Source organism: Prevotella sp. lc2012, from assembly GCF_900107065.1.
GTDB lineage: Bacteria > Bacteroidota > Bacteroidia > Bacteroidales > Bacteroidaceae > Prevotella.
Window position 1 is genome coordinate 697,832 of sequence record NZ_FNUF01000001.1, and the last position, 21,987, is coordinate 719,818.

Annotated in this window: 17 protein-coding genes; 6 read left to right on the forward strand and 11 right to left on the reverse strand. The window is 48.6% G+C overall.

The features are described from left to right. Window position 1: 1 nt before the first annotated feature. Both BLU99_RS03090 and BLU99_RS03095 read right to left on the reverse strand, forming a co-directional pair. Window positions 2–1,021, reverse strand: a complete 1,020-nt coding sequence (locus BLU99_RS03090; protein WP_091899684.1) for a glycoside hydrolase family 18 protein — start codon at window positions 1,019–1,021, stop codon at window positions 2–4. Window positions 1,022–1,670: 649 nt separating this feature from the next. Further along, window positions 1,671–2,633, reverse strand: coding sequence for a LuxR C-terminal-related transcriptional regulator (locus BLU99_RS03095; protein WP_091899685.1), 963 nt, complete (start codon window positions 2,631–2,633; stop codon window positions 1,671–1,673). 205 nt (window positions 2,634–2,838) lie between these two features. Here BLU99_RS03095 and BLU99_RS03100 point away from each other — a divergent pair, with 205 nt between their 5' ends. The 5 genes from BLU99_RS03100 to BLU99_RS03120 all read left to right on the forward strand — a co-directional run bounded on the left by BLU99_RS03100 (window position 2,839) and on the right by BLU99_RS03120 (window position 9,230). Then, entirely contained in the window at window positions 2,839–4,143 is a 1,305-nt protein-coding gene (locus tag BLU99_RS03100) for a hypothetical protein (RefSeq protein WP_091899686.1), read from the forward strand. A 26-nt stretch (window positions 4,144–4,169) separates the two neighbouring features. After that, on the forward strand, window positions 4,170–5,498 hold the full coding sequence (locus BLU99_RS03105) for an imelysin family protein (RefSeq protein ID WP_091899687.1): 1,329 nt from the start codon (window positions 4,170–4,172) through the stop codon (window positions 5,496–5,498). A gap of 84 nt (window positions 5,499–5,582) precedes the next feature. Beyond that, a complete protein-coding gene (locus BLU99_RS03110) occupies window positions 5,583–7,352 on the forward strand; it encodes a di-heme oxidoredictase family protein (protein WP_091899688.1) in 1,770 nt (589 codons plus the stop codon). A gap of 1 nt (window position 7,353) precedes the next feature. After that, window positions 7,354–8,019 carry a hypothetical protein gene (locus BLU99_RS03115; protein ID WP_144006082.1) on the forward strand — a complete coding sequence of 222 codons (666 nt, stop codon included), beginning with the start codon at window positions 7,354–7,356 and terminating at the stop codon, window positions 8,017–8,019. Between the two features lie 65 nt (window positions 8,020–8,084). Continuing rightward, window positions 8,085–9,230, forward strand: a complete 1,146-nt coding sequence (locus BLU99_RS03120) for a Rid family hydrolase (protein WP_091899690.1) — start codon at window positions 8,085–8,087, stop codon at window positions 9,228–9,230. A 100-nt stretch (window positions 9,231–9,330) separates the two neighbouring features. Here BLU99_RS03120 and eno read toward each other — a convergent pair whose 3' ends face one another. The 8 genes from eno to BLU99_RS03160 all read right to left on the reverse strand — a co-directional run bounded on the left by eno (window position 9,331) and on the right by BLU99_RS03160 (window position 18,911). Then, the gene (eno, locus tag BLU99_RS03125) at window positions 9,331–10,638 is read right to left on the reverse strand and encodes a phosphopyruvate hydratase (RefSeq protein WP_091899691.1); all 1,308 of its coding nucleotides are present in this window, start codon (window positions 10,636–10,638) and stop codon (window positions 9,331–9,333) included. Window positions 10,639–10,738: 100 nt separating this feature from the next. Continuing rightward, window positions 10,739–12,157 carry a RagB/SusD family nutrient uptake outer membrane protein gene (locus BLU99_RS03130; protein WP_091899692.1) on the reverse strand — a complete coding sequence of 473 codons (1,419 nt, stop codon included), beginning with the start codon at window positions 12,155–12,157 and terminating at the stop codon, window positions 10,739–10,741. A 21-nt stretch (window positions 12,158–12,178) separates the two neighbouring features. Then, window positions 12,179–15,148, reverse strand: a complete 2,970-nt coding sequence (locus BLU99_RS03135; RefSeq protein WP_176771019.1) for a SusC/RagA family TonB-linked outer membrane protein — start codon at window positions 15,146–15,148, stop codon at window positions 12,179–12,181. Between the two features lie 198 nt (window positions 15,149–15,346). Then, window positions 15,347–15,748 carry a heavy-metal-associated domain-containing protein gene (locus tag BLU99_RS03140; protein ID WP_091899694.1) on the reverse strand — a complete coding sequence of 134 codons (402 nt, stop codon included), beginning with the start codon at window positions 15,746–15,748 and terminating at the stop codon, window positions 15,347–15,349. Window positions 15,749–15,970: 222 nt separating this feature from the next. After that, window positions 15,971–17,512, reverse strand: coding sequence for a ribonuclease Y (gene rny / locus BLU99_RS03145; RefSeq protein ID WP_091899695.1), 1,542 nt, complete (start codon window positions 17,510–17,512; stop codon window positions 15,971–15,973). Between the two features lie 51 nt (window positions 17,513–17,563). Continuing rightward, a complete protein-coding gene (locus tag BLU99_RS03150; protein ID WP_091899696.1) occupies window positions 17,564–17,869 on the reverse strand; it encodes a cell division protein ZapA in 306 nt (101 codons plus the stop codon). 11 nt (window positions 17,870–17,880) lie between these two features. Beyond that, entirely contained in the window at window positions 17,881–18,177 is a 297-nt protein-coding gene (locus tag BLU99_RS03155; RefSeq protein ID WP_091899697.1) for a hypothetical protein, read from the reverse strand. Window positions 18,178–18,290: 113 nt separating this feature from the next. Continuing rightward, window positions 18,291–18,911 (reverse strand): hypothetical protein, encoded by a 621-nt coding sequence (locus tag BLU99_RS03160; RefSeq protein ID WP_091899698.1) that lies wholly within the window; start codon window positions 18,909–18,911, stop codon window positions 18,291–18,293. 109 nt (window positions 18,912–19,020) lie between these two features. On the opposite strand from BLU99_RS03160, the gene rfbA reads away from it, so the two are divergent. Next, window positions 19,021–19,893, forward strand: coding sequence for a glucose-1-phosphate thymidylyltransferase RfbA (gene rfbA, locus BLU99_RS03165; protein WP_091899699.1), 873 nt, complete (start codon window positions 19,021–19,023; stop codon window positions 19,891–19,893). 37 nt (window positions 19,894–19,930) lie between these two features. Here the strand turns inward: rfbA and BLU99_RS03170 are convergent, their stop codons facing one another. Further along, window positions 19,931–21,865 carry a sugar phosphate nucleotidyltransferase gene (locus BLU99_RS03170; protein ID WP_091899700.1) on the reverse strand — a complete coding sequence of 645 codons (1,935 nt, stop codon included), beginning with the start codon at window positions 21,863–21,865 and terminating at the stop codon, window positions 19,931–19,933. Window positions 21,866–21,987 lie beyond the last annotated feature (122 nt).

Consider the following 21,987-nt stretch of genomic DNA (forward strand, 5'->3'; position numbering starts at 1 on the left):
TCTATCTATTCAACAGCATGCGAGAGAGGGTATGACTGAACTCATGCTGGGGGGTGTCGCTGGCGTAATCCCAGTACATGCCACCCCTGAGACCTTGGTCAAGGATATACTGGCATTTCGCTGTCAGCGACTCCACGTTCTCGCCGCCCCACACAAACATGCCCTTCTCGTTGACCACATACGGCACCTGACTCTCCTCGCTCCACCGACGTTCATAGCCCAGAGGCAGCACACCCGTCCTCCAGAACTCCCTTATGCCGGTATCTTTCCTGTCACCCTTGCCGTAGAAGGGCATGCCCATCACCAGCTTCTCCTTGGGCACACCGGCCTTCAAGTGGGCTTCCACCGCCTCGCTCGAGGTACAGTCGCCCGATATCGCCGAGGGATAGAGTGCCGCATGGTGTGCACTGGCATCATCGCTCATATCGTAAGCCATCACGTTCACCATATCCAGATAGTCGATACACCCCTTAAAGTCGATATACAAGGCATCGCAGACCGTCGCTGCCGTCAACAGTCTCTCTTGTCCGAGTACGCTCCGCAGGTCACGCATCAGCAGCGTGAAGTTTGCCGTGTCGTCAGGCGACGAGGAGATGTTGGCCGTACTCTGGGTGGGATATTCCCAGTCGATGTCGATGCCGTCGAGCCCGTATTCCTCCACCACCCGTCTGCAGTCATTGGCAAATGCCTCTCTGTTCTCCTTCGAGGCTGCCATCTCACTGAACCGTCCGCTGCCCCATCCGCCTATTGACAGACACACCTTCAATTTCGGGTTCTGCTGTTTCAGTCGTACGATCATTCTCAGGCGGTCGGGATTGCTGATAGTCACGCCATTGAACTCCCTGTTCACATGGCCGAACGAGTAGTTGATGTGAGTCATCACGTTAGGGTCTGGTACCTCGTCAGTCCACGAGGTCACATAAGCGGTAATCACCATCTGGGACTCCTGTGCCATGCTCTGCAATGCCCACATCAGTCCCATCATCGTTAGGATCAGGATACGGTTAGTAATCTGTTTCATTGTTATAGGTATTTCTTGTCTGCGAAGATACAAAAAAACAAGTGCAGAACAAAGGAAAGGGTTTCCTTTTTTTCGTCAGGACGACAAAGATACGTAAATCGAAGGATCAGTCTAATAGATTTGAGTCTTTTCGAGTGAAAACACCAATTGTTTCATGAAAACAGGCCCTCAAAAAATGGGGCGCCGCCGCACCCCAATAAACTGTCAACTTCTTATATAACAAAAACCAATTATTATGTTAACAACACTGCAAATATACGTATATCAGCAGAATACGCAAGAAAAACGGGATAAAATTTACGTGAAAGAAAAAGAATGATGAAGAGATTGCAAAGAAAGTATTATATCTGATGCGAACAACAAAGCACATCCATGATAAAAACAAACATCGGCATCCCACAAAGGGATAGGCCCTTACGAAGAAAGAGAGGTAGAACGTAAAAGTAAAACAACTTGTTTTACCTTCATAGAAGGTATCTCTATGAGTCGAAGGAGGCATCCCTTCAACAGTAAAACAAGTTGTTTTACTGTCAGGAAAGCCAATGCCACTACCATATGAAACGTCATGTTACGTTGTAACCTGGCATCCAATAGATGATGACACCCTACTAAGAAACGGTAGAATACATGTTATACTCATTCATGTAAACTACAACTTGACACTGGAGATGTCGACGAGACCATTGACGATGGCGTAGATGGTAAGGCCGGCAGGACTATGGATCTGCAGCTTACGGGCGATATTACGACGGTGAGTGATGACGGTATTGATGGAGATACACAGATGGTCGGCGATCTCCTTGTTGGACATACCCTGAACTAACGACACCACGACATCTTTCTCTCGGTCGCTGAGGGCATCACTGTTCTGACCGCTTCCACCCTTGAACACCATATCAGAGATATTACGAGAGACATCGCTCTGTTTGGTGGTTTGCTCCAAACGACGGATAGCCGGCACGAAAATATGATCCTCGACCAAAGCATGCTGTCGCAGCCAGGCCTCGTTGTCGTAGATATCATGAAGGGTAGCTGTCAGCTGGTTGTTGTGCAGACCGTCGGACGGCAGATACTTGATGATAAGGAGCTTCAGCTCTCGCAGTTTCTTATCGGCAGCGCCATGATGCTTCGAGAAAGTCTCCACATTATAATCATTACCAGGACGACCGTCGAGCAGACTCTCGACATAAGGGAAGAGGGTCTTCTGCTCATACTGCATGTGACGGCGTATCTCATGGGCATACTCATCATAGAACTTCAGGATCAGCTGCGCCAAGGAATCGTTGGCATCGAGCGACTCGGTGAGCTCGCGACGGATATAGGGCAACTGGAAGTCGAGGAAATAGGCATGACTGGCCTCAAGATAGTGAAGAAGCGTTTGTACGGAGATGCGCTCGTCGGTCTCAAAATCACCATACCCATTGATGGTGAAGTTAACCACTGCCAGAAACGTGTAGGTGTCGACATGATTGTCGTCACAGGTCTCCTGCACGGTCTTGTCGCCGAAGCCCAGACTGATACCGAAACTGCCCAGCGATTGCAGGAGGTCGTAATTATCGCGGATAAGAGAGATCATCTTATCATCGGCCTCGTACATTTTCTGATTTTTCATCGTCTGCTACCTAGTTATGATTACGGCTGCAAAATTATACATTATTTCCGATATACACAATAATCATATCTAGGTATTTTACCCTTACCTGTCATCGGTCACAGAGGCGTTATCAGGCTATTTCATCATTTTTAGGTATTGCGGGTTCCCCCGAATCGCCGTACCTTTGCAGCCGATTTCAGGAAATTAAGTGATACGAAAGGTAATGAAAAAACAATTTTGCAGATTATCTATATGTGCCCTGGCCTGTCTATGCACGACAGGCACAGGAGCACAGGAAGTAGCCGGTGATAGTGTGATGCAACACGCGTCCGGCAAAAAACTTTCCGTTGGCGGCTATGGCGAGATCGTCTATGGCCGCAACTTTTTTAGTGACCACGTGAGCCGGTACAGTCAGCCAGAGTCGCATAAGGACGACCCGAGCCACGGACGGTTCGACATGCCGCATGCCGTCATATACATAGGTTACGACTTCGGTAAGGGATGGTCATTCGGCACAGAGATAGAGTTCGAGCATGGTGGTGCCGGTATCGCCTACGAGAAAGAGGACGAGGAAGGCGGCGAATGGGAACAGGAGACAGAGAAAGGCGGTGAGGTAGAAATGGAACAACTCTGGATACAGAAGACGTTTTCGAAGGCAGCCCATCTGAGGTTCGGACATATCGTGGTACCCGTGGGACTGACCAATGCGTATCATGAACCACTGAACTTCTTCACAGCATACCGTCCGGAGGGCGAGCGTGCGATGCTGCCATCGACATGGCACCAGACGGGTGTGAGCTTCTGGGGACGCACGGGCGACTTCCGTTATGAGGCACAGTTCCTCGCCGGACTGAATGCAGACAACTTCACAAACACGGGTTGGATCAACAAGGGACATATGTCGCCATTGGAATTCGATGTAGCGAATAAATACGGTGTGGCCCTCCGCATAGATAATTATTCTGTAAAAGGACTACGTATCGGTCTGAGCGGTTACTACGGACACAGCATCGGCAACAGCTACCCCAGGAATGCCAACGGTGTGGATGCGGAGTTCAAAGGCAAGGTGGCCGTAGGGGCTATCGACTTTACCTACAAGGGCCACAACTGGATCGTACGCGGACAGGCAGACTATGGTTATCTGGGTGATGCCGACCAACTGAAATATGTATATAACCGTCTGAACTCGAAGTCGCCCTACAAGCACTCGGCCTTTGTGAGCAAGAACGCTTACGCCGTAGGAATCGAGGCTGGCTATGACATCTTCTCACAGATACAGCGGTTGCATGCAGACCAGCAGAAGATGTATGTATTCGGTCGCTATGAACAGTACAATCCTTATGCGAGCAACACAAAGGGTACGGCCTACGACTACACGGCAGTAAAGCGCATGGCCGCGGGAGTGAACTACCACCCCGTACCACAGATTGCCATCAAGGCGGAGTATACGAAACGGTTCCTGAAGAGTCTCTATAATAACGAGCCGGCAGTGAATATCGCCGTGACGTATGAGGGATGGTTCTTATGATATCTGACATTAAAAAATAAAAAGAAATGAAAGAATTGAAATTCCTGCCGGTCGCGCTGATCTTGGGCGCACTGACACTGACATCATGCGATGATGATGACAAGAATGAGAATGAGGAGACAACGTTTGAACTGGTCAAGACAACACCTGTTGTCGATCAGGATGCCTACACGGCCAATACGACGGCCGAGAACTACGCGAAGAAATCTTTCGGTGAAGATGCCATCGACAACTGTGGCGACCTCGTGGATCAGTTGACTGCAGCCAATGCCGTCATCCAACAGTCACATCTGTCGGAGGCACAGGAGGCGTATCTCTATAAGGTGCTGAAGAACCTCGTTGACAACGTGATCGTGCCGACCTACACACAACTCGCCAATGAGACGGAGAAGTTGGAGAGCACACTGAACGGTCTGACCGTGAACACAATCACCCAGGCTCAGATCAACGCAGCCTGCGAGGACTTCAAGGAGGCTCGTAAATACTGGGAGCGTAGTGAGGCATTCCTCATGGGTGCCGCAGGCGACTTCGACATCGACCCGACCATCGACTCATGGCCACTGAACCGTTCACTGCTGTTGAGCTACTTCAACAACGGCATGAACGACGAGATGCTCGAGGATGCTACCATCCTGGGCTTCCACGCGCTGGAGTTCATCCTGTTCCGCGACGGACAGCCTCGTAAGGTAGCTGAGCTACAGGCTAACGATACCTATAAGAACTTTGAGAAGATCAGCGGTGTCAAGGAACTGGCCTACGCACAGACTATCTGCACTCTGCTGAAGCAACGCACCTTCCAGCTACAGGTGGCCTGGGAGGGTGAGACCAGCGCCAACGCCAGTCGTGTGGCCGTCGTCAAGGCTGCCAATCTTGATTACACAACCGAGGCTGGTCTGTCATTCGGCGACAACCTGATCACTGCCGGTCTCGAAGGAAGCAAGAGCACCTTCCCCACCCTGAAGGCCGCCATCGCTCAAGTCCTCTCCGATGATGAGGGCAGTTGTGTGGGCATCGCCAATGAGGTGGGTACAGCGAAGATTGCCAACCCGTTTGCTGCCGGTGACATCTCATATGTAGAATCGCCTTATAGCTACAACTCTATCGCTGACTTCCGCGATAATATCCGTTCCATCCGTAACATCTGGCTGGGATCGACCGACAAGACTGCCAACGACTACAGTTTCCACACCTTCTTCGCCAGCGTGAAGAATGAGACGACCAACCAGAAGGTGGAAAACGCATATGTAGGTGCCATCGAGGCTATCAGCAACATGCCGTCACCGTTCGTGAAGTACTGCAGCTCCATCTGGGGCATCGCCTTCGAGGACGACGAGGACTGGGAAGTAGAGGAGTAAACCACTAAGCATGAAATATCACGAAGCGCCTCACCTGAAAGGGTGAGACGCTTTCACGGTTAGAATAAAAACAAAACAAACTTTATGAAAAGAGATCTAAGATTTACCAGACTGGCCCTCATGGCGATGGTGGCGATGTTCACCATGACAAGCTGCACCGACGATGACAACGGTACCGAACTGGGGCCACTGGTGCCCGAGGACGTGGAGTTCGGTAAGGCCAACGACACTTTCAGCGCCGAGGAGTGGTTCCCTGGCGGAGAACTGGGAACGACCACGAAGGCAAGCTACTCGGCACCTGCACCTGCCGTAGAAAACATCAGAGGTATGGAGAGTGACTTCAACACGGGCGAGGACTTCTTCGAGCATCTGTACACCTTCGATGTAGCACCACGTAAAGGACTCGGTCCGGCCTGGGTGCGTAATAGCTGTATCGCCTGTCACCCAAACTACGGCCACGGCAAGCGCCAGACAGAATATCGTGCCAACACCATCGGCAACGGTTATCTGCTCGTGATCTACCATCCCGACAACAACGCTTATATATCGGAGGTGACGGGCATGCCGCAGACGGCGGCCATGAGTCCGTTTAAGGCACCGATTGACGAGAGTCAGATACAGATAGACTGGAAGACTGTCAACGAGATGGAGAGCGGATTAGCCATGACCTTCCCCGACGGCGAGAGCTACGAGTTGATATACCCTGAGGTGCGCATACCGCAGTCGGCCTTCAACACCAACCCCAAGCCCGACAACTACGACGTACGTCTGGAGTCAACCATCGGTGTCTACGGCACAGGATTGCTCGACGCCATCGCCGACGAGGATATCGAGGCACAGTGGAAATCAGAGTCGCGCTTCGTCGAACTGAACCCCGCCATGTGGGATAAGGAGGCAGGTTCCTTCAAGGCCTCAGCCTATTACAGTGCACCTTACAACAACACGGGATCATTCCATGGCACACGCGGACCCCTGAAGCGCTTCACTTATGCCATGACACGCGGCACACTGCAAGACGGTGCCGGAGCGAACGCCATCTGGAACATCACGAACGTGACACGCAGCGACCGCCACTGGCTCTACACCACCGCCGCATGGGCAAAGGCTCAGAGCGAGGATCCTGAGGTGATTAAGTATATCAAGGAGCATGGTGAGTCTATGGTGAGTATGCTGCACCCCTACTATGCCGACGGCACCGACGAGGGCATTTCTGCTCGTATCTACGAGATTCTGAGTGCCTCGTCGATAGGATTCAAGGACACCTTTGAGAAGTTCTTGCTCAACGGAGCGCCCTATAACGGTGAGGAAGAGATGAACGACAAGCAGTATTATCAGTTCATGGTATGGCATCGCGGACTGGCTGTGCCTGCTGCACGCAACCTGAACAACGAGGCCGTGAAACGGGGCAAGAAACTGTTCTCGGAGATAGGCTGCGCCCAGTGCCACCGTCCGTCTTGGAAAACAGGTGCCGACAACATGTGGGTAGACGCAAGCATCAAAGCGTATGCCGACGCAAACCGTCTGGCGGCGGATGGCGACTACACCAAGCTATTGCCGAAATATGCAAACCAGACCATCTGGCCATACACCGACATGGTACAGCACCGACTATTCATGAAAAACGACATACGAACAGGCTGGTGCCGTACGACACCCCTCTGGGGACGCGGACTGTCACGTCAGTTAACTGGTGCCGACGACCGTCTGCACGACTGTCGGGCACGCACACTTATCGAGGCCATCATGTGGCACGGGTACAGCAAGCAATCGGATGCCTATCGTGCAACAGAGAAGTTCTATAACCTACCTAAGGCCGACCGCAACGCGGTCGTGAAATTCCTCGAGTCGATCTGATATGCACACACAGACACACATCATACGACATTTCCTGATACTGGCCCTGCTTCTAGCAGGGTCAGTTGTCATGAATGCAGCACCAAGGGTCATGCCTAAGGAACAAGCAAAACGGTTCTGCCGCCTGCTCGTCAACGATGGCAAGGGCAGCATCTACCCTCTGAGTCTGTACGCAGAACATCTCACCACGATGCTATGTGGCGAGACAAGATATGGCGACTATACAGCCGAGCAGGTGTTCTCAGGACTCGTTTTCTTCTACGACGACTGGTCGGGGGAACCTCTGCTCTATGGCAACGCACAGGGACAGATGCTCGTGGAAGAACTGCACAGCGGACGGACACTGCGGGTGTTCCCCCACTTGAGCGCCAACGGACAGACCGTATGGTATGCACCCACCGACTCGATTCCAGAGACAGTGGGTATGGAGCACAGGAAGTACATGCACGAGGTGTTTGCTCGCCTCAACGGAGAGGTACAGGCAGGTAACTGGGAATATGCCGACCAGTGCATCGACCGCATGATACAGTACCAATGCCAGTATGGAGGCAACGGTCGGAAGGTCAGTCTGACCTCGCCTTACCTGATTGTACTCATCGCTCTTTTTCTCGCCCTACCGCTTGTCATATCGGTCCGTCATAAGCATCACAAACGATGCACAAACTGAAAAGTACAAATAAAATTTGTATATTCCCTCTTTTTTTATTAATTTTGCACCCCAAAGACAAAACAATGAATCAAAACCTAACTCATATCACTGATAAGCATACGACGACCGATATCTTCTGTTTCGACAACGGGACAGAGGTAAAGGAGTATCATGCGATGATACACGTGAGCTCACCATGTTTGCCATTCAGCGAACAATTGGAGGAGATATTCAATGCTTATAGTCAACTACTTGACGGACCCATGAAGGGCGCACAGGCTGTGTTTAAACGCTATTTCCTCAGCGACGCAGCCAATCAGGCCGATGCTGTGATCATCGGTGACGTGACTGACTGTGCCAAAAGTATCATCGAACAGGCTCCCCTCGACGGGACGAAGATCGCACTGTGGGTATACTTAATGACGGGTGTGCAGACTTGCATCGGAGAGAGCGGGCTCTATGAAGTTAAGCATGGAGACTTCCGACACCTGTGGAACGGTAGCGCCCATAACATGGCTGCCAACTCGGAGTATCAGACCCGACTGCTGTTCAATGAATATAACATGCAACTGCTACAAGAGGGGTGCACGCTGAAAGACAACTGTATCCGCACATGGTTCTTCGTCAACGATATCGACCTGAACTACGGCGGTGTGGTGCGCGCACGCAACCAGTTCTTCTTCACGCAGGGACTGACAGTGAACACGCACTTTATCTCGTCAACAGGCATCGGCGGACGTCAACAGGATCCGAACGTGCTCTCGCAGATGGACAACTACGCCATCGCCGGACTGCAACCCGAGCAGCGTCATTTTCTCTATGCATCCACGCATCTGAACCGCACCAGCGACTATGGAGTGTCGTTTGAGCGCGGCACCTATATCGACTATGCCGACCGCCGACAGGTCTTTATCTCTGGTACGGCAAGCATCAACAACAAAGGCGAGATCATGTACCCGAAGGATATCGTGAAGCAGACCCATCGAATGTGGGAGAATGTGGAGGCTCTGTTGGCCGAAGCTGATTGCACCTTCGAGGAGGTGAGCGAGATGGTGGTCTACCTACGTGACACGGCAGACTACCAAGTGGTGAAGGCACTCTTCGAGGAGCGGTTCCATGGCACGCCCTACGTCATCGTCCACGCACCCGTATGTCGTCCCGGTTGGCTCATTGAGATGGAATGCATGGCCGTGAAGGCGGTTGACATTCCTACCTTGCCTAAGTTCTAACATCCTTTATCATTCAATAATAAATGCGGACAGACTTCACAGCCTATCCGCATTTTTCATTGTCAATGATTTATACAAAAAAAGTTGTTTATATCTTATTCTACTTCAGACGCTGATAACCATAGGTAGCCTGCTCACCAAGCTCCTCCTCGATACGGATCAACTGGTTATACTTGGCCATACGGTCTGTACGACTCAACGAACCTGTCTTAATCTGACCACTATTGGTGGCCACAGCGATATCAGCAATCGTGGTATCTTCTGTCTCGCCAGAACGGTGAGAGGTCACTGTGGTGTAACCATGACGGTGAGCCATCTCAATAGCCTCCAGTGTCTCCGTGAGCGAACCAATCTGATTCACTTTGATCAGAATAGAGTTGGCTGCCCCCATCTTGATACCTTTCTCCAGAAATTTGGTGTTGGTTACAAACAGATCATCCCCCACCAACTGACAACGGTCGCCGATCTTCTCTGTCAGCTTCACCCAGTTGTCCCAGTCGTTCTCGTCAAGACCGTCCTCAATACTATCAATAGGATACTTTGTAATAAGTTGCTCCAGATAGGCAATCTGTTCATCGGCAGAGAGCTTCTTGCCGTTAGGATCCTTCTTGGCACCATTCTTCAGTTGGCGATAGTCGTAGAACCACTTGCCATCCTCACAGGTAGCAAACTCTGAAGCAGCACAGTCCATGGCAATCTTCACATCTTTGCCCGGCTCGTATCCTGCTTTCTTAATAGCCTCGACGATGGTGTCAAGCGCATCCTCAATGCCATCGAAGTTAGGAGCGTAGCCACCTTCATCGCCCACGGCAGTAGAGAGACCACGAGCCTTTAGTAACTTAGCCAGATTGTGGAAAACCTCAGCACCCATACGGATAGCCTCTTTCTCTGTGCTAGCTCCTACCGGACGAATCATGAACTCCTGAAATGCGATGGGAGCTGCAGAGTGAGCGCCACCATTTACGATGTTCATCATTGGAACAGGAAGCGTATAGGCGTTGCAGCCACCAATATACCTATAAAGGGGGATATTCAATGCCTGAGCAGCTGCCTGAGCACAAGCCAGTGACACGCCAAGAATGGCATTGGCCCCCAGCTTCGACTTCGTAGGTGTACCATCGATAGCCAGCATCTTATAGTCGATGGCACGCTGCTCCAATACACAATCGCCCTTCAGAGCAGGTGCAATCACCGTGTTCACATTCTCGACAGCCTTCAGTACACCCTTTCCAAGATAGCGTCCTTTGTCACCATCACGAAGCTCCAAAGCCTCGTTCTCACCTGTTGATGCGCCAGAAGGCACGGCGGCCCGGCCCATCACACCATTCTCAAGTGTTACTTCTACTTCGACAGTCGGATTACCTCTTGAGTCGAGGATTTCTCTTGCATGAATCTTTTCAATCTTCATAATCTTTTATACCTTATTTATATATAACTACACAATGCGCTTTCGCGGTTGCAAAGGTACAGATAATATATGACATGCGAAATACCTAGAAATGACCATTTTATATATCCTCATAACCAGGATTCTGAGTCAGGTTACGATTGCGTCCTATCTGATGCTCGGGGATAGGCAACAGCGACTTATACGCTTTCCAGTTGGCCTTTTTGTATCCGATGTTCCTGCACACCTCATCGGTACGACCTGTACGGTTCAGATCAAACCAACGGTGACCCTGTTCGTGGAAAAACTCCTTGCGGCGTTGTACCTCAATTTCCTTCAGTACATCATTCTGCGATGTGCCTCCCGTATAGTCGGAGAGGGCCGCACGCTTACGGATTCTGTTGATATCACTAATGGCAGCCCCGGTCTTACCAAGATGAGCGTTAGCCTCAGCACGAATAAGATACTCTTCAGCCAGGCGCAGAATGACATAAGACTCATAGTCTGCGGAAGAACCTGGAGTATTCAGGTTCTTATACTTATAGGGGTAATAATAGATGACACCACCACTGCCCGGCAACTCGCCTATCCAATCATTTCGCAGATCCTCGGGCACCGAGCGTAAATCATTCACCAGCTCATCACTGAAATAGTAATTAGTATAGGTGACTCGCGGATTAGGCAGAAAGAGATTACCAATGCTGGTATATCCGATATAGCTTCCCGTACCACTGAAGCCCTCTTGATTAGACTGCATAATCGTCTCACTACTATTTGACTTAAACACACGATCAATCGTTTCCAACTGATACTTATTACTCTGTCCACCATCGACGACAGGCAGGATACGATTTGCCTCTGCAATGGCCTTATCCCATTGTTCAAGATAAAGATAGACACGTGCCAACAAGGCTGTGGCCGCATCTACCGTGATGCGGGTATTGCCATTGGTCGAGCCCTGTAACATACGCTGGGCATTCTGCAAGTCGGTAATAATCTGCTGGTAGACCTCGGCCTTCGGTGTTCGTCCTGCCGCACTCGTCACGCTCACATCGCTGGTTGTCAACAAAGGCACATCACCGAAGAGATTCACCAAATAAAAGTAATCTAAAGCACGGAAGAAGAGTGCCTCACCTTGGTAGATATCCAACTCCTTCTGAGGAATAACAGTCGAACCCTCCACATGAATAAGGAAGTCGTTGGAAATATAGATACTCTCATAGAGTTTTGTCCACATGCTCTCAATATTCGACGTCGAGGCACTATAGGAAGACTGATAATACTCGGCCATTGTGACATCACGGGCCTTCAGTTCATCGCAGAACTCGCTGACATAGAGTTCCAGCGCCTGATAGTACATTATGTTTGTGTGATAGTTGCTAGTGAAGAACCCCATCGCTGCTGTACGGATACCTTCTGGTGTACTGAATGTTACATCGGCAGTCAAAGAATCTGTTGGTGAGTCAATGTTGAGAATATCCTCACACGATATCATTGTCATTGCAGCAAGCAACAATAGTGCTATACTTTTCTTTTTCATAACGTTTTCTGTTTTATTGGATTAGAAAGTGACATTCAGACCGAATACGACCGACTGGACTGCCGGCATAGATGCATCACCCGTTTCAGGATCGTATGCATCGTAATCGGTGATGGTCAATAGGTTCTTCCCCTGCACATAGAACTGCAGCGCACTCATGCCCAGTGAGCGAATCGCTTTTTGGGGGAAGTCGTAGGATAATCGCACATTCTGCAGACGCAGATAACTGGCATTACTATAGGCCGCATCGCTATAGGAAAGGTAACGGTAATAGGCATTGTAGATATCGCTGGCACTACTGGTGGTCAGTCCTGGGTATTTCGCATCTACACCTGGTGTGGTCCAGTAGTTCTCTGCCATCTCATGAGTCACATTATATCCCATACCTATCGGATAATAGAAGCGCCAAAGGTATCCTGTCTGGAGCGGTTTGTTACGATAGTAGAAGTTGACATCCAACGTAAAACCATTCCACTGCAGGGTATTGTTCAATCCTGCATAATAACGCGGATCTTTATCGCCCAAATTCTGATAGTCATCAGCACTGGTAATCTTACCATCATGATTCACGTCCTCCACCTCTGGCATTCCGTTCTGGTTGTTCACACCGAGATACTTATAACCACGAATGACATTAACGGATTGGCCGATAGCATAGGTATTATAATAGCCAGAGTTCTCTAAATTCTCAAATTTAGCGAGTCGATTACGAGGGATGGTCAGCGTCAACTGGGTGGTCCATCGGAGGTTCTTTGTTTTGATGTTCTGGGTGTTCAGTTCAAACTCCCATCCTTTATTCACGATCTCCGCATTAAGGTTTGACATGAAGTAAGTAAAGCCTGTCTGCGTAGGAAGATATTCACGCGTGAGCAGATCTTTACTCGTATTCTTGTAATAATTAACAGTCAGCAAGAAACGATCATCGAAGAATCCAAGTTCTAAACCTACATCAAACTTATCGGTAGTCTCCCATCGCAAGTTTTTGTTGGCCAGATTTTCAGGCTTAATTCCCACATTACCCTCATAAGGATACTGACTGGATTTATACTTGGTCATGTATTGATAGTCGCCGATACCGTCGTTACCCGTCCTCCCCTGCGATACTCGCAGTTTTCCATAGCTAAACCAATTGAGTTTGTTCTTGATAATTGCCTCGTTGCTGAATAGCCAGGCAAGACCGACAGAGTAGAAATTGCCATAGCGATGATTGACGCCGAAACGAGAGCTTCCATCGCGGCGGAAAGTGCCATTAAACAGATAGCGGTCCTTATAGTCGTAAGTGATACGACCGAACAGTGAAGCACTTTTTGTCTGTGTCGCTGGATTCTTGTGCATATTGATCAGGGAAGCAGAATTTGCATCCTTTAGAAAGATATCACCAGGATACTTCTGACCATAGAAAAACAGCACATGCGTATCAGAACGCTGATAGGTAGCCCCTATTAAGAAGTCGGCCTTACCCTTTATGATATTACATCCGTATGTCAGTTGCGGCTCTATGATAAACGTACTGCTATTCTGGTCAAAGTATCGTGCTTGATTATACTGATTATTCTTCGTCGGATGATAATACGTACGCTCATACAGGTTGTGTTGACTGCCCGAATTATAGCTATAGCCCAGTGACACCTTGGCAGTCAACTGATTCCAGAAACGGTAGCTACTATTAAAACTGGCATTCATTGAGGTGACATCGTTTCTTCCATCGTAATTAAGCATTGAGAGCGGTGAAGAGAAATTAGAATTGTCAGGTAACCAATATGGCTCACCGTTTTCATCATAAGGTGGTGTATTGGGTATCGTATTCAGATATGAGAAACCATTTCCAGAAGCATCAGCTTTCATCGCCAGTTTCGTAACAGAGAAGTCTGTATCGAGAGTGAAACGCCGATCTTCACTGTGATGCTGGATGTTCGAGCGTCCTGTCCAACGCGTATAGTCATCATCACCAATTCCAACTGTACCCGAGTTATAATAGGCGCCACTGACGAGGAATGTTGTATTCTTATTTCCACCTGACACTTTCAGTTGAATATCCGTGCCCCAAGCTGTATCCCCCATCAGGATTTCCTGCCAGTCGTAATCGGCATGCTGGTCCCAGAGTGTCAGATCAGGAAACTTTGCTGGTGTCAAATCGGCATCTGTCACATAACCCTTGGCCTTGTCGGCCTCGAATGCCTTACGACGCAAATCCAGAAGTTCCTCTGTACTGAGAAAGTCGAGACGCTTGCAGACAAACTGGGCGGTGGTGCTCATGTTAAGGCTTACTTTCACGCGACCTTCCTTACCTTTCTTCGTTGTAATCAGTACCACACCGTTGGAACCACGCGTGCCATAGATGGCAGTCGCATCAGCATCTTTCAGGATATCGATACTCTCGATATCATCTGGATTCAGCAAAGCCAGCTCATCGGGAGTACCCAGTACACCTGTACCGGTATAAGCTACCACAGAATTATCTTTCGGATAGGAGTTAAAGGGCACTCCATCGATGACATATAACGGTTTCTTTACGCCTGATAACGTGTTCTGACCTCGGATATGAAAATCTGAATTACCACCTCCAGGAACACCAGAAGCTTGCTCCACATACACACCGGCGACCTTACCTTGGAGACCAAGAATCGGGGCATCCTGGGTGGAAGTTGCGACCTCCTCGCCCCTCACTTTCGAAACAGCGCCTGTCAGTTTCTTACGCGACTGCTGTCCGTATCCTATCACCATCACATCGTTGAGCGAATAGCCTTCTTCCTCCAACACAATCATTCCCAGATCCTTCACCGCAGTATTAGAGATTCGTATCTCACGGGTCTTATAACCCAGATACCTAATAACTAATATTACTGGAGTATTCTGATTTTCCAGATTCAGATGGAAGTTTCCAGCAATATCTGTCACCGTGCCATTCTTGGAATTAATCACCATAACGGTTGCTCCCACCAATGGTTTCTCACTACTCTCAACAATAGTGCCGACGATTGTCCTAGCCATCAGATTAGGACAAAAAAAGAAAAGCGTCGTTAATAATATCAAAAATAGCGATGATTTCTGAGGTAAACAGTTTATTACCTCAGCAAAAACATTTACTTTTGCCATGCTTATATCAATTAAGTAGGCACCATCACTATTGCGTTCTATTGGCGTAGCTTGTAATAGGATGGTGCCTTGATTTGTGAATAAAGGAAAGAGTTATTGGTCGCCTTCAGCCTTCTTGTCGTGATGCCCACAACCACCTTTTCCTCCTTGTTGAGCCTCGCCACCATGATGACCGCAACCGCCCTTACCTTCCTGCTGAGCATTGTTAGCGTGATGATTACAACCACCTTTAGCAACTTCAGCTTGGAATTTGGCATCGGTCAATGCATTTAGCAAATCATCTGTTGTCGTTTTCTGCTCATCAAAAGCGACTGTAACAACCTTCTTCTCCAAATTGACCTTGACCTCACTGACAGCCTCGTTGGCCTTCAGTGTTTTCTCAACACGCTTAGCACAGTTGCCACAATGCATGTTGGTCACCTTGAAATTCACATTACCAGCCATCATACTCCCCACGAGCATGCTGGCAAACATCATTAAAACAATCTTTCTCATCTCAAAATAAATTAGATAATTAACTAACTGGGTTGATTAAATCGGCCGCAAAGTTAAACAGAAAAAATCAGTGACACAAGAGCTAGATATCAAAATCATCAGTTTTGGGTAGGCATAAAATAGACTGTATCACAAGTTGTTATTAATCATTATAAGGTAAAGAAACAAAAAAAGCGGAATCACTGCAGATTCCGCTTTTAAAATTATATAGGATGAGTCCTTTTATTTCGCATAAGCCACCGAACGCGTCTCACGAATCACCGTAATCTTTACCTGTCCAGGATAGGTCATCTCGTTTTGTATCTTCGTTGCGATATCGGCGCTGAGAGCCTCCGACTCGGCATCGTTCATCTTGTCGGCACCAACAATAACGCGGAGCTCACGACCAGCCTGAATGGCGTAGGTCTTCGTCACGCCAGGATAGCTCATGGCGATTGCCTCGAGATCATTGAGTCGCTTGATATATGCTTCTACAATCTCACGACGGGCACCTGGACGAGCACCTGAGATAGCATCGCACACCTGAACAATCGGAGCCAGCAGGGTCTGCATCTCCATCTCATCATGGTGAGCGCCAATGGCATTGCAAATATCGGGTTTCTCCTTAAACTTCTCTGCAATCTTAGCACCATAGATAGCATGAGGCAACTCGCTCTCCTCATCGGGCACTTTACCGATATCGTGCAACAGTCCTGCACGCTTAGCCTTCTTCGGATTCAAGCCCAACTCTGAGGCCATCACAGCACAGAGATTAGCTGTCTCGCGGGCATGCTGCAAGAGGTTCTGACCATAAGAAGAGCGGTATTTCATCTTACCGATGATGCGGATGAGTTCAGGATGCAAGCCATGGATTCCAAGGTCGATGGCTGTGCGCTTACCTGTCTCGATAATCTCGTTATCAAGCTGTTTCTTTACCTTGGCGACCACCTCCTCAATACGTGCGGGGTGGATACGTCCGTCGCTGACCAGCTGATGCAAAGCCAAACGACAAACCTCACGGCGAACAGGATCGAAGCCTGAAATGACAATAGCCTCGGGAGTATCATCTACTACGATCTCAACACCAGCGGCAGCTTCGAGAGCACGGATATTTCTTCCTTCACGACCAATGATACGACCCTTCACCTCGTCGTTGTCAATATGGAACACGCTGACGGAGTTCTCAATGGCTGTCTCAGTTGCCACACGCTGGATAGTCTGAATTACAATCTTCTTGGCCTGCTGATTGGCATTGAGTTTAGCCTCGTCCATAATCTCATTAATATAGCTGGCAGCAGCAGTCTTAGCCTCATCCTTCATGGCCTCAACCAGACGGTTTTTGGCTTCCTCTGCACTCAGACCTGAAACCTCCTCGAGCTTCTCACGCTCCTTGAGCTGCATCTTCTCCAGCTCCTCGGCTTTCACAGCCAACAGTTTCTTCTCGTTGTCGATGCGAACCTGCTGGTTGTCGAGCTCACCCTTGCGGCGACCCAGTTCTTCCTGACGCTGGTTCAGTGAAATCTCGCGCTGCTTCAGTTTGTTCTCACTCTGCTGGATATGCTGGTTGCGCTGCTGCACTTCCTTCTCCAATTCGCTTTTCTTGTTCAGGAACTTCTCTTTCACTTCGAGTAGTTTCTTTTCTTTGATAACCGTCGCCTCTTTCTCAGCAGCGTCAATCATCTCATTGTATTTTCCCTTAATGACATAACGGAAAACCAGATATCCACCGACTCCTCCTAAAACAAGAGCGCCGGCAGCAATCAATAATGTAATAATTAGGTCCATATAAAATATATTGTTAATACGATATTCTCTTCTCCAAGGTAGGCTCACCCACTACTTGTCTTTCAGCGCTTCCTCAATCTCAGAAGTCAACTTTTCGAGAATACCGTCATAAGGAGCTGTATCATTCTTTCCGTGCTCCCGCTCATACATCAAGGCGATATCAATCAGCGTCATCAACGCGATCGTATGTTCACCCTTCCGACCATTATATGCCTGTGCATAGGCATTATATCGGTCAGTAATGAGCTTAGCTGCCTTTCTATAGAGTTCCTCATCGGAACGCTTGATTGCTACCTGAATCTCTTCATCGTAGACATGCAGCCGGATATTTAATTTCTCATTGTTTACTTCTGCCATTGCTTACGCCTTTACTGTTCGTCACTGAGGATTGCAATGCACTTATTCACATCACGGATCAACTTAGCTAGTCGCGCCTTTGCGTGCTCCAAATCGCCATCGGTGATTTCCATCATCTTGGCCATCTTCAGTGAGTTATAGTCATTGTCCGCCTGAGTCAACTTGGCACGCAGTTCCTGGATGTCCTGTTCGTTTTTACCGATGAGCGTATGCAATTCTTCATTCTCCTTTCTCAATTCTTGAAAACGGAGGATCATTTGTCGCACGCGCGTCTCGAACGTTGTCAAAGTGTTCTCATTTTGGCTCATCACGTAACTATTTGCAATACAAAGTTATGAAGAAAATGTGAAAAGTAAAAAGTGAAAAGAGAAAAGTATACAATATTTTCCTTTTTTTAACTTTTCACTCCGTTTTCCACTCTTTATTGCTCAGTGGTCGATGGTTTTGGCTCTTTCTTTGCCAACATCACCACTTTATAGACAAAATCAGTGACCCACTTCTGCGAAAAACCCAATCGGCGGTTGTACTCGCGAACAGCGACCACAGCCTTGAGAACACCAGCGTCCGAGAAGTTATTCTTGTTAAAGATATCATTGACGGTCTTCTCTGTCATACTGTAAAGAGCCTTCTTCATGAAGCCCGGCAAACGGAGTTTGAATTTCATCAAGTTACCGGTAAGCATCATGATATCTTGCGTAAAACCCTGGAACTGCAACAAGTATGTCTGTGCATCCTGAATTTTCTTGCAGTGTTTGCGCAGGCTCTGGTCGATCTCCTTGAAAAACTCATCTTCCATGCCATACATGGTCTTCAGCATGTTCTTACAACGACTCCGTTCGCCCACGCCAAGCTTATTGTTCACTGTAGGTACCTTCAACGTGGTCTTGAACACACGCAGGTCTGGCAGCGCAGCCATGTTCGTAATGCCGAGATCAGCAGCCATAGCAGCCTGGAAGTACACGCGAATCAGGGTCATGAAGTCTTCCATGCCACCGGCCTTCTGTTCATCTTTCTTTCCGAATAATTTATTAAAAAGTCCCATATAATCTCTATTAGATATTAAATACACTTGCAAAGGTACAACTTTTTTCTTAATTCTTATCTCTTGATTCCTATTTTTTATTACCTTTGCGCCATAAACATCTTTACACATGAAAGGAATCGTATTAGCTGGGGGTTCCGGTACACGCCTCTATCCCATCACAAAAGGAATCAGTAAGCAACTGATTCCTATCTTCGACAAGCCGATGATCTACTACCCCATCTCGGTTCTGATGTTGGCTGGTATCCGTGAGATCCTCATCATCTCCACCCCATACGACCTGCCAGGGTTCAAGCGTCTGCTAGGTGATGGCCATGAGATTGGAGTGCACTTCGAATATGCTGAACAGCCCTCGCCAGACGGACTGGCACAGGCATTCATCATCGGTGAGGACTTCATTGGCAGCGACAGTGTCTGTCTGGTGCTAGGTGATAATATATTCTATGGTTCCGGTTTTACAGGACTCCTTCGTGAGAGTGTGCGACAAACCGAGCAGAAAGGACTGGCGACTGTTTTCGGTTACTATGTGAACGATCCCGAGCGATATGGTGTGGCTGAGTTTGATGACGAGGGGAACTGTCTTAGCATCGAGGAGAAGCCTGAGCATCCGAAGTCGAATTACGCTGTGGTAGGACTCTATTTCTATCCGAACAGTGTCGTTGAGATAGCCAAGCACATTAAGCCAAGTGCTCGCGGCGAACTGGAGATCACAACAGTGAATCAGGCCTATTTGGAACAGAAGATACTGAAGGTACAGACACTACAGCGAGGCTTTGCCTGGCTCGACACTGGCACACACGACTCACTCTCGGAAGCATCGACTTTCATCGAGGTCATCGAGAAGCGCCAAGGACTAAAGGTCGCATGTTTAGAGGAGATTGCTTACAAGTCGGGATGGATCACAGAAGAACAACTTCGGGCGACAGCCCAGCCGATGACCAAGAACGAATATGGCAGATATCTCCTGAATCTGATCAAGTAGATAAGATAAAGGCTCACCAATTGATGAGCCTTTATCTTTATTTGGAGAACTCCGTGACAGCACGGACAAGTGCTGCAGGATTACCCATATCATACATACGTCCCTTCAAGCGAACGCCCATCATCCCACTATGCTGGCGCACTGCTTCGAGAGCCGATGTAAGTTCGATTTCACGGGAATAATCCTTGTCCATCTCAGCCTTCATGATATCCAAATGCAACTGCTCAAACACCTCCGGAGTGAGGATGTATTGTCCAAACACACTGTAATATTCTTTCTCACCATTATTATTGCGAACACCCAAAAATTCCTCGGCATAGCTTGGCTTCGGTTTCTCATTGATGACATCGACACTCAGGGCTGTACGTTCCTTGTCTTCCCATACTCCGTGCAGGATACCATAGTGGCTGACCTCCGACAAAGGAACCGTGTGGATACTGACCAAAAGCGAGTTGTAGCGTTCATACTCCTCGACCATCTGCAAGGCACAAGGTTTATTGCTGTCGCTACGATAGAGGGTGTCTCCCAACAGCAACAGCACAGGCTCGTTGCCAGCAAACTGTGCGGCCTGATAGACGGCATGACCGAAGCCACGCTTCTCTCGCTGGTACACATAACGGAGGCGTTTGCCTATATCAAGAATGCGATTCTCGTACTCCTGAGCCTCGGGATTGAGCTTCTGTAGATGATCATCGGACAGGGGATGTTCAAAGAAGTCGGCATATTGTCTGCGTTCTTCCTCGGAGCCCAGTACCAGACAGATTTCTTCAATGCCGCTCTGCACCAGCTCCTCTAATAAGATCAGAATCACCGGACGCACCATACCATCAGGACATGGTATCGGGAAAAAGTCTTTCTTCAGGGCACGTGTAGCAGGATAGAGGCGAGTACCAAAACCTGCTACTGGAATGATGGCACGACGCACGGTATGTACAGGTTTAAGGGTCAGCGTATAAGCCTTCATCCCTTGTTTGTTCAGATAGTCGGCCAACCGCAACTGGTCTTCTTCGCTACGAGCCAGGAACTGCACCGACCCATCGCCATGTGAACCAACACCCTTGCCACCCCACACCATCGGTGTAATAACAGGATCGTTCAACACAGCATGGAGTTTTGGTGACCAAAGAGCAACTGACATCGGAGCAACTTGGGCATCGAACAAAGCCTCTGCCTCGGTCATCAGTCGTCCGAGTTCTTCGGCCTTGCCTTCTGCCATATAATTGACAGCCCGATTGACAATCTCCAAGTTACGCGACCCGAGAGCCTCATGCTCTGCCTTTTCCGCCTCGTTACTCGGAAATGGGTAGGCTTTGTTTAAGTCCGACAGAATCCTGATTGTATCCTTCTCGGCACAGAGATCAGCGAACACCCAATAGAGGTGTTTCTTAACATTCAATGAGCGCACCTCAATCTCGTCTCCATCGAAAGTCATCAGGTTGGGTTTCACACCGAAGGCACAGGCTTGATCGAGACGACCACAACGACTACTGGTACGGAGTTCACCTAAATAAGCGATATTCATCTCACCCAACGTGTTCAGGTTGAGATTATATAAAAGATTGAAGGCGCGAGCGACGAGCACACAGATGGCCGCAGAACTAGACAGCCCACTCTTCATGGGAAGAGTCATTGAGGTGATACGGATGCGCACGCCCCCCACCTTATACCATTCCAGCATATAAGAGGCGACCCCAGCACAATAGCAGAAGAAGGAACCCGACTTGGCGATGCGCTTCAACTCCCCTTCGTCCATTCGGCATGAGAAGTCCTGCCATACGTCATCAATCTCTCCTGCAGTGCTGTACATCTCAAAGATACTCGATTTCTCCACCTCAGCACAGATACCCTGTTCTATACCTGTCACAATAGCAGCACCTGGCTTGATGTCGGCATTCATCGTACGATAATGTCCTGCCCAGTCTGTGTGTTCTCCAAACAGGCACAAGCGACCTGGAACAAAAAGCTTTATCATATGTTTGTTGGGTTATTTATGTCACAAAGGTAATAATAAGTGAGTAAAATAACAACTTTTTTTTGTTTTTTCTTGGCTGTTTCGACAAAAATGCATACTTTTGCTGCCATTAAACACCATTT

Coding starts and splice junctions, on each gene's coding strand:
- BLU99_RS03090 (WP_091899684.1), bottom strand. CDS start 1,021: ATGAAACAGATTACTAACCGTATCCTGATCCTAACGATGATGGGACTG.
- BLU99_RS03095 (WP_091899685.1), bottom strand. CDS start 2,633: ATGAAAAATCAGAAAATGTACGAGGCCGATGATAAGATGATCTCTCTT.
- BLU99_RS03100 (WP_091899686.1), top strand. CDS start 2,839: ATGAAAAAACAATTTTGCAGATTATCTATATGTGCCCTGGCCTGTCTA.
- BLU99_RS03105 (WP_091899687.1), top strand. CDS start 4,170: ATGAAAGAATTGAAATTCCTGCCGGTCGCGCTGATCTTGGGCGCACTG.
- BLU99_RS03110 (WP_091899688.1), top strand. CDS start 5,583: ATGAAAAGAGATCTAAGATTTACCAGACTGGCCCTCATGGCGATGGTG.
- BLU99_RS03115 (WP_144006082.1), top strand. CDS start 7,354: ATGCACACACAGACACACATCATACGACATTTCCTGATACTGGCCCTG.
- BLU99_RS03120 (WP_091899690.1), top strand. CDS start 8,085: ATGAATCAAAACCTAACTCATATCACTGATAAGCATACGACGACCGAT.
- eno (WP_091899691.1), bottom strand. CDS start 10,638: ATGAAGATTGAAAAGATTCATGCAAGAGAAATCCTCGACTCAAGAGGT.
- BLU99_RS03130 (WP_091899692.1), bottom strand. CDS start 12,157: ATGAAAAAGAAAAGTATAGCACTATTGTTGCTTGCTGCAATGACAATG.
- BLU99_RS03135 (WP_176771019.1), bottom strand. CDS start 15,148: ATGGCTAGGACAATCGTCGGCACTATTGTTGAGAGTAGTGAGAAACCA.
- BLU99_RS03140 (WP_091899694.1), bottom strand. CDS start 15,748: ATGAGAAAGATTGTTTTAATGATGTTTGCCAGCATGCTCGTGGGGAGT.
- rny (WP_091899695.1), bottom strand. CDS start 17,512: ATGGACCTAATTATTACATTATTGATTGCTGCCGGCGCTCTTGTTTTA.
- BLU99_RS03150 (WP_091899696.1), bottom strand. CDS start 17,869: ATGGCAGAAGTAAACAATGAGAAATTAAATATCCGGCTGCATGTCTAC.
- BLU99_RS03155 (WP_091899697.1), bottom strand. CDS start 18,177: ATGAGCCAAAATGAGAACACTTTGACAACGTTCGAGACGCGCGTGCGA.
- BLU99_RS03160 (WP_091899698.1), bottom strand. CDS start 18,911: ATGGGACTTTTTAATAAATTATTCGGAAAGAAAGATGAACAGAAGGCC.
- rfbA (WP_091899699.1), top strand. CDS start 19,021: ATGAAAGGAATCGTATTAGCTGGGGGTTCCGGTACACGCCTCTATCCC.
- BLU99_RS03170 (WP_091899700.1), bottom strand. CDS start 21,865: ATGATAAAGCTTTTTGTTCCAGGTCGCTTGTGCCTGTTTGGAGAACAC.